This is a genomic window from Actinomadura formosensis (genome assembly GCF_050948385.1).
Lineage (GTDB): Bacteria > Actinomycetota > Actinomycetes > Streptosporangiales > Streptosporangiaceae > Spirillospora > Spirillospora formosensis.
Map to the genome: position 1 here is coordinate 4,505,782 of NZ_CP192011.1, position 16,540 is coordinate 4,522,321.

The following is a 16,540-nucleotide window of genomic DNA, read 5'->3' on the forward strand; positions in this document are numbered from 1 at the left end:
GATGCGCATCGGCGGTTGCGTACTCTTGAACGACGCAGCCGAACACTGAGGTGTGGAGACGATCACCGCCGGTGCCACACGCGCGGCGTCCGCCAAGTTCCCCGGCCTTGGCGCCGGCGCTCCGCTGTTCTCCATCCTCCAGCGGATCCGCCGGACCCGCTGGGTCGGCCTCGGAGTGCTCCTGGCCGGGCTCGCCGCGGTCCTGCTGACGGCGGGCGACCCGCTGCGTCAGGCGGTGTCGGCGCTCGGCCATATGCGCTGGGAGTTCCTGCCGGCGCTCGTCCTGCTGTCGCTGCTGCACTACGTGTTCGCGGCGGTCGCGCTGCGCGGCGCCGCGGGCCGCCGGCTGCCGCTGCTCCCCACGACGCTCGCCCAGTTCACCGCGTCCGCGGCCAACCGGATCACCCCGAGCGGCCTCGGCGCCGCCGCCGTCAACACCCGCTACCTCGTCTGCCGCGGGCTGCCACTGCCGCGCGCCGCGGGCGCGGTCACCGTCCTGCAGGTGGCGGGGGTTCCGGCGGACCTGCTGCTGATGAGCGCCGTGCTCGGCGTCAGCGGCGGGAACGGCCGGACGCTGCACGCGCTCGGCGCGCACGCCGCGCGGGTCGCCGAGCTCGTCCCGCCCCTCCCGCTGCTGATCGCGGGCGGGGTGCTGCTGCCCGCCGCGGCGCTGTGGGGCCGGCGCCTGGTCCGCTCCGCCGCGGTGAGACGGGCCGTCGCCGGGTTCACCGGCCTGTGCCGCCGCCCGCGCGACCTGGTGATCACCCTCACCGCGTCCGCCGGGACCACCTTCGTCCTGGGGGTGGCGTTCGCGCTGAGCGTCCTCGCGGTCCCCGGGACCTTCGTGAGCCCCGCCGACATCCTGCCGCTCGTGGCCGCCTACCTGGTGGGAGCCGCCGCGGGCTCCGCGATCCCCCTGCCCGGCGGCATCGGCTCCACCGAGGCGCTCCTCGTCGCCGCGCTCGCCGCCCTGGGCATCGCCGCGGGCCCGGCCCTGCCCGCCGTGCTGCTGTTCCGGGCGATCACGTTCTGGGCGCCGGTTCCGCTGGGGCTGCTGTCCTACCGGACGCTCCGGCGCTGACCTTTACGTTGTAGATCACAAGAAGACCTTCCGGGCGTTGCCCGCCAGGAACGCCTCCCTGGCCGCATCGCTCAGGCCCAGGTCGTCCAGGCCCTTGAGCGCCCGCTCCGCCGTCAGCATCGGGAAGTTGGTACCGAACATGACCTTGTGATGACTGTCCTGGGTCATGTACCGGACGAGTTCGGGCGGATACCTGCGCACCGTGTACGCGGACGTGTCGATGTAGACGTTCGGGTGCTTGCGGCAGACCGCGACCATCTCCTCCGTCCACGGGTAGCCGATGTGCCCGCCGACGATGACGAGTTCGGGGAAGTCGAGCGCGACCTGGTCGATGTAGGGAATCGGCCGCCCCGTCTCGCTCGGACGCAGCGGACCGGTGTGACCGACCTGCGTGCAGAAGGGAACGCCCAGCTCCACGCATTCGGCGAACAGCGGATAGTAGCGGCGGTCGGTGGGCGGCAGTTCCCAGAGCCACGGCACCACCCGCAGCCCCTTGAACCCCAGGTCGCGCACACATCGCCTCAGCTCCCGCACAGCCTCCATGGGCTTGTGCAGGTCCACCGACGCGATTCCCACAAGGCGGTCTGGGGCGTGTTCGACGAACGAGGCGACCTCGTCGTTGCTCACCAGGGCGCCTTCCGGCCCGTACCAGGCACTGATGAGGCCGACGTCCACTCCCCCGGCGTCCATGGCGGCGACCGTGGCCCCCACCGGAACCTCCTCCGCCGGAGGCTTCTGCCCGGTCCACCGCCACAGCGAATCCAGCATCTCGTGCTGCAGGAACCGGAGCGTTCCATGCTGCATCCACGCGTCAATCACCATCGTGCCTCCCCACCGACCGCCATGCGGCCTCGCTCAGCTCCCTGACCTGCTCGTCGCCCGGCTCGGCGCTCTGCCCGTTCAGCCACAGCCGGCACAGCTCCTGCGCGGGGCCGAGCCATAGGACGAACGCGGTCACTCCATCGGCATCTCTCAGCGCGCCATGCCGTGCCTGGACGCGCCACCAGCTCCGCACTTCGCGGAAGAACATCCTGTTGCGCTCGGCGAGCGCCTCACTTCCGGCAGGACGCTCGGTGAACATGAAGCGGGCCCGGTCCCGATGCTCCCGGCACCACCGCACATGGAAGGCCACGACGCCCTCCACGGCCGCACGCGCACTGTCGTGCGCCTTCAACTCGGCGAGGAAGGCGTCCTGGTACATCGCGACGCACTCGACGAACAGTGCCTCCGCGACCTGCTCCTTGCCCGAGAAGTGGTGGTAGAAGCTCCCGACGCTCACCCCGCTCGCCGCCCGCAGCGCGCTCAGCGTCGTCCCGGTGACGCCGTCCCGCCCGAACAGTTCCAGCGCCGTCCGCAGGACCCTCTCCCGCCCGTCCGCACTCACAGAACAAGATTCTGGCATGACAGAACATCATTCTGTCAACGGCCGCCGGCCCGGCCACCGGGGGACGGTGGCCGGGCCGGCGTGATCGGGCTTCCGGTCGCTCAGGCCTGCTTGCGCAGGGTGAGGCCCGCGGAGCCTGTCAGGGCGGGCAGGTAGCCGAGCCGGTGGCCGCGTGCGGTCGGGTGGTAGGACGACTCGATCGGGATCGTCACCGCGTTGAGCCAGTCGTCGCCCGAGCACAGCTCGTGCCCGGCGAACTCGTCCCGGACGTCCGACCAGGTGAACCCGGCGCGCCCGGCCGCCTTCGCGATGACGCCGTCGAGCGTGTCGGCGGCCTCGTTCAGTGCGGTGCGCTTGGCGTTGCCGAGCCCCGCGCACACGGTGACGATCTTGTAGAGGTGGGGGTAGCCGAGCACGACCACGCGCGCGGACGGCGACTTCGAGCGGATCTGGGAGTACAGCGAGTCGAGCCGGCCGGGCAGCGTGCCCGTCATGTAGGCCTCGGCCTTCGCGACCCTGCTCTGGCACGTCGACGTCGAGTACAGCACGCAGGTCTCCATGACGTCGCTGAACCCGGCGTCGTTGCCGCCGACCGTGACGCTGACGAGCGTCGTCGAGGAGTCGAGCGCGCCGAGCTGGCCGCTGGAGACGCTCGACGTGGTCGCCCCCGAGCAGGCCACGAACTTGAACGACTGCGTCGTGTGCGCCCCCGCCCACAGGCTTGGGTAGGCGTTGGCGCTGCGGTTGCACGACCCGCTGGCGGGGTCGTAGCTTCCGGCCCCCGTGCCGGACGAGTAGGAATCCCCCAGTGCGACGTAGTTGGTGCCGGCCGCCGAGGCGGAGCCGGACCCGAGCAGTGAAGCGGCGGCGAAGACCACCGCACCGAAAGCGACCAGACAGGGGTGGGCGAGGCGCATCTGCACTCCGGAGCGACGAAGCGAATTGTGATGCCCGCATTATACCCGGGCCACCATTCCTTGAAGTCCAGTCTTGATCATTAGTGTTTGTCAGAATATGCCCTTGCGATCTGCAATATCAGAGAATCTCCGGCCGCCAGGACAAGGGGGTGATAACCATTTTCCGATGATTTCCGCCGGCCCCGGAGATCATCCGGCCTCCTCGTCATCCCACGCCGCTCCGCCAGGGACCGGTTCCGGCCGTCCGGTGGCCGCGGACGCGGAGGGTGTCGCCGAACACGCGCTGGCGCGCCGGGATCCCGTGGACGAGCATGATCTCCCCGGCCGCCACCTCATCGGCGATGTCGAGAAGGCCCCGGCGATCGGCGTGCACGGAAAGGCGCATGGTGTCCACGCGGGCGCGGACCGGGACGGTGATCTCGCGGCCGTGATCACAAAGCCGGAATTCCCCGCCCTTTCGCGCGAGGTCGAGCAGCGCGCGTCCGGGCGACTCCTCGTCCTGATATCCGGAGAGGAAGAGCGCGCTGCCGGGTTCGGGGAGGATCCGGCTCGCCCACTGGACGGCCGGGCCGCCGGTCAGCATGCCGGAGGTGGAGATGACGACCCCGGTCCGGAAGGCGTCCAGTTCGGCGGGACGGTTCGCGACCGCGGTGCCGCCCTCGAACACCCGCAGCGCCGGGTCCAGGGACTCGAAGACCGCGGCCAGGTCGGCGGCCATGCCGTCCACCCGGACGGGAACCTCGGGCAGGTGCCGACGCATGATCAGCGCGATCTCCTGGGCGCGGCCGAGCGCGAACGCGGGGATCAGCACCCGGCCACCGCCCCGGTGGATCTCGGCGACGGCGCGCACCAGCTCACCGACCCGCAGGTCCCGGCCGTCGTGGTCCTCGGCGCAGCAGGTGGACTCCAGCACCAGCAGGTCGGCGGCACGGGCCGACTCGGGGACGGCGTGGCCGCCGACGGTCTCCTGCCGGAAGCCCGAGATGTCGCCCGTGACGACGACGCGGCGGTCGCCCGCGCGCACCACCGCCCCCGCCGCGCCCAGGATGTGCCCGGCCGGGAACAGCTCGGCGGTCAGCGCCCCGATCCGGCGGGCCACGCCGAACGGAAGCTCCTCGCAGCGCCGGGCCGCGGCCTCGGCGTCCGCCCGGCCGTAGAGGACGTCTCCCGCCTCGCCCCAGCGGGCCCTGCCGCGCTCCCTCTCCGCGAGCACCTTGGCGGTGTCCGCCCACATCACCGGCATGAGCACCGCGGTCTCCGGCGACGCGATCACCCGCAGGTCCGGGCGGCGGGCGACCAGGGCGGGCACGTAGCCGCAGTGGTCGTTGTGGGCATGGGTGACGATCACCGCGTCCAGCGGGCCGTCGAGGGCGCGGCCGATGTCGCGGGGCGGCTCGGCGCGGTCGCCCGGCCGGAGCCCGGCATCGACGAGGATCCGCGTCCCGCCGGCCTCGATGAGCAGGCAGGACCCGCCGATGTGGGTGTCACCGCCGAGCGGGACGACCCGCAGGTCCAGTTCGGCCGTCACGGTGACGGGCGGCGGGGCCGGGTCCGCGACGGCGCGCAGGAACGCGAGTACCTCCGCCGGGGGCGCGGCCATGCCGGGTGCCGTAGCCCCGGGCGGGCGCCGTTCGAGCGCGCCGAGGAGGGCGGCGGCGAGGGCCCGCGGGTCCCGCCACCGCCGCCGCTCGGTCACCAGCCGCCGGGTCAGGTCGCCGGCCCGCTCCTCCTGCTCGGCGAGCGCCTCCCGGGCGCCGGCGAGCAGCCGGGACGCGTCCCGCACGTCCCGCCGCGCGTACTCCAGGCGGCCCTGCTCGGCGCTGAGGCGTTTCCGCAGCCGGTCGATCTTGCGGGCGGCGCGTTCGGCGTCCCGCCGCGCGCGCTCGGCCGCCCGGTCGCGGCCCCTGATCCAGGCCAGCCCGGCCCGGACGACGCCGTCATCGGGATGCAGCAGGACGGCGGCCAGCGCGCGGGCCTCGTCCCCGGCGTCCCCGGCGTCCGCGAGACGCCCGGCGGCCCGGTCGCGCACCGCGGGGAACCGCTCGACCGCGTCCAGCAGCAGCGGGGTGTGCTCCCTGACCAGCGCGCCGGGGTCGGACGGGAGCCGGGCGGCGGACGGGCGCTCCAGCATCACGAGCGCGACGGCGCGCAGCACCGGTTCGAGCGCTCCCCCGGCGGCGGCGGGTTCGCCGGCGGTCACGCGCCCTCCGCCCACCGGGTGACCTCGGCGAGGACGGGCTCGCAGCACAGCGCGCCGTCCACGGGCTCCAGCGCGCCGAGCACCCGCAGCGCCTCGACCAGGTCGCCTGTCCCGGCGTAGCCGTGGTCACGCAGCGCATCGGGGGTGAGCCCGGGCCAGTCCTCCTCCCCGTAGGCGGTGAGGAGCGCGCCGAGGTCCTCGGCCGTCCCGCGGTCGTCCTCCCGGACGAGGACCCGCCACGCGATGGCCAGGCACGGGTCCGCCCGCATCCCGACCCCGGTGTCGTCCAGGAACGCCGCCGGCCTGCCGCGCACCTGCCGCAGGACGTTCTCCAGCGCCTGGTCGCGGTCGCGTCCGGCGAGGGCGGTGACGACCCGTCCGACCAGCACCGGCCAGCCGCCGGTGCGCCGGAGGAGCTCGCGCTGCCCGGCGTCGTCGGGGAAGCCGAGCGAGTCCTCCAGCATCCACTGCCGGATCGCGGGCGGGTCGAGCCGCCGCAGCGGCACCAGCTCGACGTCGTCGTCGCCCGCGTGCCGGAGCCAGCCGGCGGCCGAGGCGGGACCGGCGACGAGCACCACCGCGAGCGTGCCCTCCCCGGACCGGTCGGCGACCGCGAGCCGCGCCTCGGTGAACCGCCGTTCGAACTGCTCACCGTCCCGCACCGCGTGCAGGTCGAGGACGATCACGTCGTGGCCGCGGTGCCGGCGGGCGCGCAGCACCGCGCTGTCGAACGTCCCCTCCCCCGGCCGGACGACCCGGATCTCCAGGTCGGACCGGCCGGACGGCATCGCCTCCAGCGACGCCACGACCCGCTCGGCGTGCAGCGCCGCCGACCCGGCCACCACGTGGACGAGCCGGCCCGGCCGCAGCAGCCCGGTGATCTGCCCGATGCTGAGCGGCGCCCGGTCCGGCCCGTTCAGGTGCACCATCCGGTAGGAATGCGCGTCGAATTCGTCCGGGCCGTCGAAGTCGGCCGCGTTCTCCAGCGCGTTCTCGATCTCCCGGACGCCGCCGAGCAACCGCAGGACGTGCGGGGTGCGCAGCCGGTACCGGCCCTCGTCCACCCCGAGGACGCCGAGGTTGACGCATTCGGCGAGGAGGCTGCGGAAGTCGTCGCCGCTGCAGCCCTCGAACCCCCGCGCCCACCAGTACCGGCACTCCTCGCGCAGCCGCCGCACGGTGAGGGCCTCCCCGGCGCCGTCGCCGAGGGCGTGCAGCGCCACCGTGTAGGCGATGACCTTGTACCGCTTGTCGAGGTCGAGCGTGTAGTCGAACCGTTTCTGGAAGCCGTCCACGAGCTTCTGGTCGCGCCACACCTCCGCCACGTCCGCCGCGGTGATCTCGTACGGGAGGGGCCGGTGGCCCTCCCGCAGCCGGCCGAGCAGCTTCTCGGCGAACAGCTGGACGAGCGCCGGGGCGTTGTTGGCCTCGGCGATCACGCGGGCGGCGAGCGTCTCGGGGAACACGAAGCCGAGCGTGGCGAGCGGCCGGACGAGCAGGTTGAACGCGTCCTGCGGGTCCAGCGGGCCGATCGCGATCGGCTCGCCGAGCTGCGCGAGCGGCTGGTTCGGCAGGCCGTGGAACCGCGCGGTCTGGTGCAGGCCCGCCCACACCACCTTGACGCGGCGGCCGGTGTCCTCCATGAGGGTGCGCAGGGCGGTGACGTCCTCGAAGCGGCCGCCCTCGGCGTCCCGGTTGAGGAAGCCGTCGGCCTCGTCCAGCAGGATGAGCAGTTGCCGGTTCCCGTCGGCGTCCGCCCACCCGCGCACCGCCTCGATCACCTGGTCCCGGCCGGTCAGCCCGGACCGCACGACCCCGGCCCTGGCGAGCCGGTCGCCGAGGATCGGCCACAGCGACAGCGACCGGACCTTCCCGACCGTCTGGATCGTCTCCAGGATCACCGTCCGGTTCGGGTCGGACGCCAGATCGCGTTCGGCCTTGCGCAGCAGCGCCGACTTGCCGAGCTGCCGCCCGCCGAACACGAACGACGGCCCCATCCGGTCGGTGACCTTGCGGAGCTGCTCGGACCGCCCGTAGAACATCTCCTCCGGGACACCGCCGGTCGGGGTGTAGGGGTCGGTGGCGGTGAACGGCGCCATCAGCGCCACCGCGACCGACCAGTCCTGCGGCCGGCACGCCAGGTAGGCGATCGCGGCGTCGTCGAGCACCCCGGCGACCGGCGCCGGGCGGCTGCGGGCGGCCTGGCCGAGCTGCGCGCGGTCGCCCGCCGACAGGACGCCGAAGTAGAACACGAGCACGGTCTCGCCTTCGGGCTGCCCGCCGAGCAGGTCGAGGAGCTGCTGCGGGCCGGGGCGCCCCCAGTGCAGCAGCAGCCGGAGCCGTCCCCCGGACGGGCTCTTCTGCGAGCCGAACGCGGGCAGCAGCGCCCCGCCGACCGAGCCGACGTGCCGGACGTCGTCCAGCACGATCCACATCCGGTCGGGGGCCTGGTCGGTGTCGCCCTGCGTCCCCTCCAGCCCGACCATCTTGAGGATCGCGTCGATCAGCGACCGCAGGTTGCCGGGGGTCTTGGCCCGGCCCTCCCGCAGGTTCAGCCACTTGCGCAGCCCCTCCCCCGCGACCCGGCGGGACGCCTCGCGCAGTTGCGGGATGTCGAGGCCCGCCCCGGCGAGCAGGTCGTACAGCTCCGGTTCGGCGACGTCGTGCCCGGCGATCAGGGCGTCCTTCAGCGCGTCGATGTACCCGCTGGTCTCCTGCTTGCGGGCGCGTTTGCCGGTCCGCCGGGAGTGCCGGTGGAACACGTCGGGGAACGCGGGATAAAAACGCCCGAAATCGGGGTTCTCACGCTGTTCCGGGAGCTGTTTGCCGGCCTTCAGCTGCGCGAGGAACTCCCGCGCGGTCGTCAGGTCGCGGGCCTCGATGTGCCGTTCGATGCGCCGCACGTCCGCCTCGCGGAGATTCCCGGCGCGGCGCGCTTCGGCGAGCGCCTCCCGCGCCTTCCGGGCGCTCGCCTCGCAGCACCGCTCCAGCCGGGCGAGCAGCGCGTCGAGTTCGCGTCCGATCCGGTCGAAGTCGTGCCGGTCGCCCGCGATGAGGAGCCGCACCGCCTCCTCGGCCCCGCGTTCCTCGCCCTCGGTGAGCAGCCCGTCCCGCCGCGCCATCGCGACCAGGTCGCGGACCTGCTCGACGCGCTCGTCCCGCGCGGCGCGGGCGCCGCGGACCAGGCCCTCCCGGCGGACCCGCAGCCGCGCGGCGGCGTCGGGGTCGAGCGTCCGCAGGACGGAGACGACCGCCTGCGTGCCGTCGTGATCGAGCCGCGCGGCCCGCGCCTGGAACACCTCCGCCCAGTCGGGCGGGCCGGCGTGCGCGACGGACGCAAGGCCGGCCACTGCGACCTCGCCCTCCGGCTCCAGCGTGCGCGGGTTCACCGGCAGGTCGGCGGCCGGCAGCAGGTCCCGGTGCAGGACATGGCCGGCGGGCGGCTCGGTCTCGGGCAGCTCCGCCCCGTCCAGCAGGCCGAACGCGCAGTCGAGCAGGAACCGCGCGGCGTCCGCGGCGGCCTCGCCCACGGTGTCCGCCATCGCGGTGAGCGCCTCGCCGATCTCCCGGCGCCGCCCCGCGATCGCGTCCCGCAGTTGCTGCAGCGGCCCGGTCCGCCAGTCGCGGTCACCGGACGCGGCGTCCTCATGCTCCTTGACCGCCACCGCCCACTGGCCGGCGGTGTCGAGCGCGCCGTCGATCCACGCGTGCAGCTTCGCCCGCGCGCCCGCGATGATCGGCTTGCCCTTCTGGGGGTCGTTGACACGCGCGTCGGTCTCGTCGATCAGCCGGTCGACACCGGCACCGCCGCGCAGCCGGACGACCTCCGCCGCCACCTCGGCGGCCCGCGCCGGATCGTCCTCGGCGGCCGGTCTCAGCAGCTCGCGGAGTACGCCGTCCGGCAGCAGCAGCGACTTCCACACCTCGGTGGCGCGGGCCAGCTTGATCGTCCGGTGCGGCGCCTCCTCCAGCAGCCGCGCCGCCTCCCGGGCCGCGGCGCCGCGGGCCCGCGCCAGCTCCGCGGCGCCGCGGAGCTGGCCGTCCATGCCGGGGCTCAGGTACAGACCGGCCCGTGCCGCCTGCGTGAACGCCTCACCGCACTCCCTGAGGACGGTATGCCGCGACACGACCACGTTCAGGTTCTCCACCAGCCGGGTCGCCTCCGGATGCACGAGCCCCGCCCGGATCGCGGCCGCCCACGCCAGCAGCCCGCCGGCGGGGTCGTCGGCGAGCACCTTGGCGTCCAGCTCCCGGGCCGCGGCGGCGAACTCCGCCGACAGCGGCCCCGCGAACACCGCCGTCTCCGGCGCGAGCGCCGCGCACCATCGCGCGTTGACCTCGGCGTCCGGCCGCCCGGCCGCCCTGCGCAACCAGCCCGCGAGCCCGAACCGCCGGGCGTTCAGCGCCGCGGCCTCCGCCTCGTCCGGCTCACCGGCCGACTCCGGCTCGGCGGGTCCGGGCTCCGCCGGCACCTCCTCGGCCGGAGGCGTCCCGGCGCCGGCGTGCGGTTCGGCACGCGGACCGGACGGCTCCGGCGGGGGTTCGGTGCCCGCGGGAACCGCTTCTTCCAGGAAGGCGTCGAGAGCCCTCAGCGCGGCCTCGTCCTCCCGGACGGTCTCGACCGCGGGCGCCTGCCGGGGAGCGGGCACGCCGGGCACGCCGGGATCGTCCACCGCGCGGGTCTCCGCCTCGCGTTCGGGTTCCGGCTCGGCCGGTGTCCGCGCGGGGGCGGGCTCGCCGGGGTCGATGCCGATCGCGAGCTCCCCCATCAGCGCCACATCGATGAGGCGGTGCCAGCGCTCCGGCAGCTCCGCCCGCGCCCGATCCGCCAGGGCCGGGGCGCGCAGCCGGTCCTCCGCACGCACCTCGATGAGCTCGGCCAGCACGGTCAGGCCGTCGCTCTCATCCCCGGCCTCGGCGGCCTGCCGCACCTCCGCCAGCAGGCCGGCCACGACGTCCGGCCCCTCGATCCCCCGCAACGCGCGCACCCGGTCGTCCCGCAGGCCCGCCTCCGCCGCGGCCTGGACCGCGGCGGCGAGAGCGGCCAGCTCGGCGGGGCGCTCGCCGGGGGCGGCGGTCTCGATCCGCGCCCGGAGCCCATCGAAGTCGGCGGCGGCACATTGGAGGAGGATCAGGTCGCCGTCCTCGGGCCGATGCCCGTCCCGCAGGAGCACGGCGGTGCGCTCGGCCGCGTCCGCCGCGCTCTCGAACCGGCCGCGCAGCTCGTCCAGCTCCACGGCGAGCTCCTCGGGGCCGGGCACGGGCTCCGCCGCGCCCCCGGCGGCGATCTTCCCCAGCTCCAGTACACCGGCGGGCCGCGCGGGCAGTTCGGGATGCTCCTCCCTGACCGCCTCCCACACGGCCCGCGCGCCGGGCATCCTCTCCACCGGCTCCGCCGCCAGCAGCCCGAGCGCCACCACCGCGAGCGGACGGTCCGCCAGCACGACCCGCACCAGCCCCCAGCGCACGAAGGCCGCGGGCACGCCCCATCCGAGGAGGACCCGCAGGCCGGGGGCCCGCTCCAGCACCTCCGCGGCCGTGTCCGCGACGAGCAGCTTCACGCAGTCGTCCGGGTCGAGCCCCTCCGAGTTCCCGAAGCCGTGCACGAAGAAACCGCCGAGGAGCTGCCGCAGCGGGTTCCGGCGTCTTTGCTCGCCGTGCCGCATGGTGCGCAGCACCAGCTCAGGCGCCCTGGCGGGCATCTTCTTCCCGCCGCCCAGCCGCACGATGTCGAGCACGGCCCGCACCAGCTCGGGCGGCCCCAGCCGCAGGACCTCCCGCACGTCCTCGGCCGACAGCAGCGCCAGCGCCACGTCCTCAAGCTCGGTCAGGTCACCGGCCCGTGCACCGAGAGCCCCGAAGGGCGCGGCCCCTTCATGACACTCATCACATCGAAACCCCTGGCCCATGTCGCCCCACCCCTCACCGTCCGAACACTGTGTGATCAGCCGATGACAAAGTAACGCGATCTTTCATCAGTTGCCATCAAAACGCAAACTTGATGTTGATCGAGTTCACAAGAACACCACTCTCTGGTCCCCGCCATCGACCCGCTGACCAGGGCCGGTGGGCTCTGCCACCACCACGCGGCCACTAGCGGCCACATGGGGGACAATTCCCACCTTGTCCGACCTTGCCGGACCGATCGGCCGCCCCATCTTCTCTCCGGCTGTTAATCTGCGCGTTGATCGGGTTCACGCAACACACGGGCGACGGCCGGACCGCCACGGGCTCCCGGTGCCTCCGCCGCCCCGGCACGGCAGAAAGGGCGGCCCCCGCATGCACGGTCACGGCCGGCGAGCATGACGACGAGCAGACCGCTGACCTCCCGCGACCCCGAGCGGATCGGCGGCCACCACCTGCTCGGGCGGCTCGGCGAGGGCGGCCAGGGCGTCGTCTACCTCGCCGAGGACGAGAGCGGCGCCCGAGTCGCCCTGAAGGTCCTCCACGATCGCGGCGGCTCCCACGACACGTTCCTCAAGGAGATCTCGGCGGCCCGCAAGGTGGCCTCCTTCTGCACCGCGGAGATCCTCCACGTGGACGAGGACGAAGACCTCCCCTACGTCGTCACGGAGTTCATCGACGGCCCGTCCCTCCGCGAACTCGTCGAGGAGAAGGGCCCCCAATCCGGCCCCGCCCTGTACCGGCTCGCGATCGGCACGGCCACCGCGCTCGCCGCCATCCACCAGGCCGGCATCGTGCACCGCGACTTCAAGCCCGGCAACGTCCTGGTCGGCCCGGACGGCCCCCGCGTCATCGACTTCGGCGTGGCCCGTTCCATGGACGCCACCGTGACCGCCGCGAGCACGGTCATCGGCACGCCGTCCTACATGGCCCCGGAGCAGCTCGCCGGCGAAGTGGTCGGCCCCGCCGCCGACGTGTTCGCCTGGGGCGCGACCATCGCCTACGCGGCGAACGGCCGCCCGCCCTATGGCCAGGACACCATCCCCGCCGTCATGAACCGCATCGTCACGGGCAAACCCGACCTGGGCGGCCTGGCCGGCCCGCTCCGCGAACTCGTGACCCAGGCCCTGCACAAGGACGCGGCCAAGCGCCCACACAGCCGCGACATCCTGCTCCGCCTGCTGGAGCACTCCCAGGGCCCGATCTCCGCCCCCGAAGCCCTGGCCCAGGGCCGCGCCCTGGCCATGGCGGACGACGTGACCCTCACCAGCGCCCGCACCGCCCGCTGGGCCACGCTCGAACTCCCCACCGAGCCCATTCCTCGTTCCCCGGCCTACCGCCGGGTCATCTTGATCGGCATCGCGGCAGCGAGCATCCTCCTCGTGATCACCACGGCGATCGCCATCAGGCTGGGACTGGACGACCATACTGAGCCACTCGCCACGGATTCGGCCCCTGGCACCTCCTCTAGAGACCTCAGGGCGAAGCCACTCTCGTCCAGTCCCGCTCCGGCCACCATTCCGTCGGCACCCCCCGCCGTCGCGGCCGCGGTCGAGCAAGCCATAGCCCTGCATAAGACAGCCGCGTTCTACGCAACAGGTGCGATAAGCCAGGGGGACGACTCTTTCCGTGCCCATGGGCGGCTGGAATATCGATCGCCGCAGAACACCAACTACGATCTCACGGTCGGTAACCGCGATGGATACGACCTTACCCCGCCGGCACATGTCGTACTCATCGGAAAATGTGTGTATCTCACTGCTTACCCTCAGGCCTGCCATATCGCACGAAGCACACCCTCCGGCCAGGACGATGATCCGCACATCTGGCTGGCCAGCGAGGTGCGATGGGTGAGCTCCCCGAACAACATTTTCGCACTGCTGCATAACTCGACGTCACTCGAACGGGAGACCAAGGATGGAAACATCACCTACCGCGGTACGGCCCATATCGAGCAACTCACGAAAGGCCCAGGGGCGCTCTTTTACGAGACTTATGCAGCGGATAAGACCGAGCTCAGTTACAGGCTGGTCACCGGGCCCGACAATCTACCTCAGCGGCTGGACATCGACCTGGCGGTCACCCTTGAGCCGACCAGCATTGTCCGCTCGCTCTACTCTGCCACTTACCGGGATTGGGGCAAAGGCGGCCGGATCGACGCACCAACGCTGAAGCCCTAGAAGAGCGACTACCCCCAACTGCGAAAAGCCACTTCAGGAGCGAGCGATGGACAACGAGATTCAGCTGATCAGTGACGGTGATGGACTGGCGGTCATCGGGGATGCGCCGGATATCGAACGCTTCCTCGTCTCGGAGAGACTGCCGTCGAAGGACCTCGGACTGCAACGGCTCAAGTCCGTCGCCGCTACCGGGGCTGTAGCCGCGCAGGCAGGTTCGGAGATCGCCGCCAACTCCGGTCGCTGGGTGAAGCTGACTCAGGAGTCGGCACAGGCCATCCAGAAGTACGGGCTGAGGGAAAGCTCGAAGTCGGGTCTCAGCACAGGTGTGGTGAAGGGGAACAAGGGCCAGATCAGGGGGTTCGTCGAGTTCGCGAAGGCGCCCGGGTCGCTGCTGACCAACCCGGCGATGCTCGCCGGCGCTGCGGGGATCATGGCGCAGATCGCGATGCAGCAGACCATGGACGAGATCACCGACTATCTCGCCACGATCGACGAGAAGGTCGACGACGTGCTGCGCGCCCAGAAGGACGCCGTGCTGGCCCGCATGATCGGAGTGGGCTTGGTCATCGAGGAGTCCATGACCATCCGAGAGAAGAGGGGCCGGGTCGACGAGGTCACGTGGTCGAAGGTGCAGACCGCGCCGGCGACCATCGCAGAAACCCAGGCGTACGCATTGCGGCAACTCGACGCACTCGCGGAAAAGATGGAGCGCAAGACCAAGATCGGTGATCTCGCTACGACGGCCAAGGAGGCCGAGTCCGCGGTTCGGGAGTGGCTCGCAGTTCTGGCACGCTGCTTCCAACTGCAGGACGCGATCGCCGTGCTCGAACTCGACCGGGTGCTGGACGCGTCTCCGAAGGAACTGGACGGGCATCGCCTCGGACTGATACGGCAGCTGTAGATCGTGAATTTGGGGATGTCGCTGCTGGTCAGCGGGGCAGCTTGAGATGATCACGATCGGGTGGAGTCCCGGACATGCGGGACGGCCGCCGTGATCTTTGCTTTGTGTGACGAAAACCAAAACCCCGACGACCGTCGGGGGCACGATAGCGCATGCCGAACAGCAGCGGCGGGCCCGGTTTCTGGACGCGGTGATGACCCGGATCGCGGGGTGTTTCCGCAGGTGTGAGCCGCGACGGCTGGCCCGGGAGTTCGTGCTGGGCCTGCTGATGGAGCTGGAGGACCACAACTGCTGGACCTTGGGCGAGGCGCTCGGGCACACAGGCCCGCACCGGCTGCAGCACCTGCTGTCGAGGGCGAAATGGGACGAGCGGCAGGTCCTGGACGAGGTCGCGGCCTGGGCCGTTGAACACTTGACCGGCGGCGACGGTGGCGCCGACGGTGACCAGGACGCGGTGTTCATCGTGGACGAGACCGGCGACGCCAAATCCTCCACCGATTGTGTCGGGGCGGCGCGCCAGTATTCGGGGAGCCTGGGCGGGGTCGCGTTGTGCCAGGTGACGGTGAATCTCACCTACGCCACCGGCCATGGCCACACCATCATCGACCGCCGCCTGTACCTGCCCAGAGACTGGGCGGCCGATGAGGAACGCCGCGAGCTGGCCGGTGTCCCCGAACAGGTCGAGTTCGCCACCAAACCGCAGTTGGCCGCCGCGATGCTCGCCCGCGCCCGCGGCCGCGGGATAGGCGCCGGGTTCGTGGCCGGGGACGAGGTCTACGGCGGCCGAGACCTGCGCACCTGCGTCCGGAGCCTGGGCATGGGCTATGTGATGGCCGTCAAGCACGACCACACCGTGGCCCTCGGCCCGCACACCACCACCGCCCGCAGGGCCGTCCGGCTGATCAGTGACGGCGGGTGGCAGCGCATGCGCACCGGCACCGGGACCAAAGGCGTCCGCTCCTACGACTGGGCCATGCTCGCCATCACACCCGACGACACCCCCGACAGCCACCAGGCCGGTGACCAGGCCGGATGCACGGTCCTGCTGGTGCGCCGGCACCGCTACACCCGCAAACTGTCCTACTACCGCTGCTACAGCCCGACCCCGGTGCCGCTGGCCCGGCTGGTGGCCATCGCCACCGTCCGCTGGAAGATCGAAGAAGACCACCAGCTCGCCAAACAGGCCTGCGGCCTGGACAAAGGCCAGACCACCCGCTGGGTCTCCTGGCACCGCTGGACCTGCCTGGCCCTGCTCGCCTACACCTACCTCGCCGTCACCACCGCCACCGAACGCCACCCCGGCGACCCCGAATTGATCCCCATCACCGTCCCCGAACTGCTACGGCTCATCCGGGGGACCGTCGTACCCCCGCCCCGCACCGACCCCCAGCACCGACACGCATGGTCACTATGGCGCCGACGCCACCAGCAACGAGCCCGAGCCTGCCACCACGCCTGGCACACCTACGCCGAAACCACCCCATGATCACAGCAGGTCAGAGCCGAAATTACAGCTGCCGTAACTGAAGGCCGCTCGGCAGGACCGGCTGGAACTCATCTTGCGGTGCACCGAGCGTCTGGTGGCCCGGATGGATGCGGCTGCCGGTACGGCCAACGCGAAGGTGCTGCTGCACCCGACCAAGTCCCCGGCTGTAGTCCAGGCGAGCAACCATGTCGCGACCGGCGTCTATGACTTCCACGGGCGGCTTGGGATTGAGTCTGGTCAGCGGTCATCGGAGGCGCGACGATGGGCGGACGCGGCCTCAGAGGTGAGGGACAAGGCGCTCGAGACAGGAGCAAAGGGAGTCGATGCGGCCAGAAGCCGCGGCAGCGAGACCCTCGACCGGGCCAACTCGGTAAAGGGCAAGCTCTCCAGCGGGATCGCCGAGCGAGCGCGCCGTTGGCGTGGGGACGAGGAGGAACGCGATGAGGAAAGCTGAGTGAGCGCCGACCGTCAGCCACGTGCGCAGCCC

10 protein-coding genes are annotated in these 16,540 nt (G+C 72.2%); 5 read left to right on the plus strand and 5 right to left on the minus strand.

Translation table 11 applies throughout. The features are described 5' to 3' along the window. The first annotated feature begins 52 nt into the window (after positions 1–52). Entirely contained in the window at positions 53–1,081 is a 1,029-nt protein-coding gene (locus tag ACQP1N_RS21455; protein WP_433226217.1) for a lysylphosphatidylglycerol synthase transmembrane domain-containing protein, read from the plus strand. A 15-nt stretch (positions 1,082–1,096) separates the two neighbouring features. On the opposite strand, the gene ACQP1N_RS21460 is transcribed toward ACQP1N_RS21455, so the two are convergent. The 5 genes from ACQP1N_RS21460 to ACQP1N_RS21480 form a co-directional block, all read right to left on the minus strand. After that, positions 1,097–1,903 (minus strand): amidohydrolase family protein, encoded by an 807-nt coding sequence (locus ACQP1N_RS21460; RefSeq protein ID WP_433226219.1) that lies wholly within the window; start codon positions 1,901–1,903, stop codon positions 1,097–1,099. Beyond that, complete coding sequence (locus tag ACQP1N_RS21465) at positions 1,893–2,465, minus strand: TetR/AcrR family transcriptional regulator (protein ID WP_433226222.1); 573 nt, start codon at positions 2,463–2,465, stop codon at positions 1,893–1,895. The genes ACQP1N_RS21460 and ACQP1N_RS21465 overlap by 11 nt, the downstream gene beginning before the upstream one ends. A 101-nt stretch (positions 2,466–2,566) precedes the next feature. Then, positions 2,567–3,382 carry an SGNH/GDSL hydrolase family protein gene (locus ACQP1N_RS21470; protein ID WP_433226224.1) on the minus strand — a complete coding sequence of 272 codons (816 nt, stop codon included), beginning with the start codon at positions 3,380–3,382 and terminating at the stop codon, positions 2,567–2,569. A gap of 205 nt (positions 3,383–3,587) precedes the next feature. Continuing rightward, entirely contained in the window at positions 3,588–5,582 is a 1,995-nt protein-coding gene (locus ACQP1N_RS21475) for an MBL fold metallo-hydrolase (protein WP_433226226.1), read from the minus strand. Further along, positions 5,579–11,395 carry a hypothetical protein gene (locus ACQP1N_RS21480; protein ID WP_433226229.1) on the minus strand — a complete coding sequence of 1,939 codons (5,817 nt, stop codon included), beginning with the start codon at positions 11,393–11,395 and terminating at the stop codon, positions 5,579–5,581. The genes ACQP1N_RS21475 and ACQP1N_RS21480 overlap by 4 nt, the downstream gene beginning before the upstream one ends. Positions 11,396–11,884: 489 nt before the next feature. On the opposite strand from ACQP1N_RS21480, the gene ACQP1N_RS21485 reads away from it, so the two are divergent. The 4 genes from ACQP1N_RS21485 (at position 11,885) to ACQP1N_RS21500 (ending at position 16,507) form a co-directional block, all read left to right on the plus strand. Beyond that, positions 11,885–13,666: a serine/threonine protein kinase gene (locus ACQP1N_RS21485; protein ID WP_433226232.1), complete on the plus strand. Its 1,782-nt coding sequence runs from the start codon at positions 11,885–11,887 to the stop codon at positions 13,664–13,666. Positions 13,667–13,712: 46 nt separating this feature from the next. Next, the gene (locus tag ACQP1N_RS21490; RefSeq protein WP_433226234.1) at positions 13,713–14,567 is read left to right on the plus strand and encodes a hypothetical protein; all 855 of its coding nucleotides are present in this window, start codon (positions 13,713–13,715) and stop codon (positions 14,565–14,567) included. Between the two features lie 106 nt (positions 14,568–14,673). After that, the gene (locus tag ACQP1N_RS21495; protein WP_433225973.1) at positions 14,674–16,053 is read left to right on the plus strand and encodes an IS701 family transposase; all 1,380 of its coding nucleotides are present in this window, start codon (positions 14,674–14,676) and stop codon (positions 16,051–16,053) included. 73 nt (positions 16,054–16,126) lie between these two features. After that, on the plus strand, positions 16,127–16,507 hold the full coding sequence (locus tag ACQP1N_RS21500; protein ID WP_433226236.1) for a hypothetical protein: 381 nt from the start codon (positions 16,127–16,129) through the stop codon (positions 16,505–16,507). The last annotated feature ends 33 nt before the right edge of the window (positions 16,508–16,540 follow it).

Excerpts from the sequence above, each read along its gene's own strand:
- ACQP1N_RS21485 (WP_433226232.1), top strand. The coding sequence starts at position 11,885 with ATGACGACGAGCAGACCGCTGACCTCCCGCGACCCCGAGCGGATCGGC.
- ACQP1N_RS21490 (WP_433226234.1), top strand. The coding sequence starts at position 13,713 with ATGGACAACGAGATTCAGCTGATCAGTGACGGTGATGGACTGGCGGTC.
- ACQP1N_RS21470 (WP_433226224.1), bottom strand. The coding sequence starts at position 3,382 with ATGCGCCTCGCCCACCCCTGTCTGGTCGCTTTCGGTGCGGTGGTCTTC.
- ACQP1N_RS21460 (WP_433226219.1), bottom strand. The coding sequence starts at position 1,903 with ATGGTGATTGACGCGTGGATGCAGCATGGAACGCTCCGGTTCCTGCAG.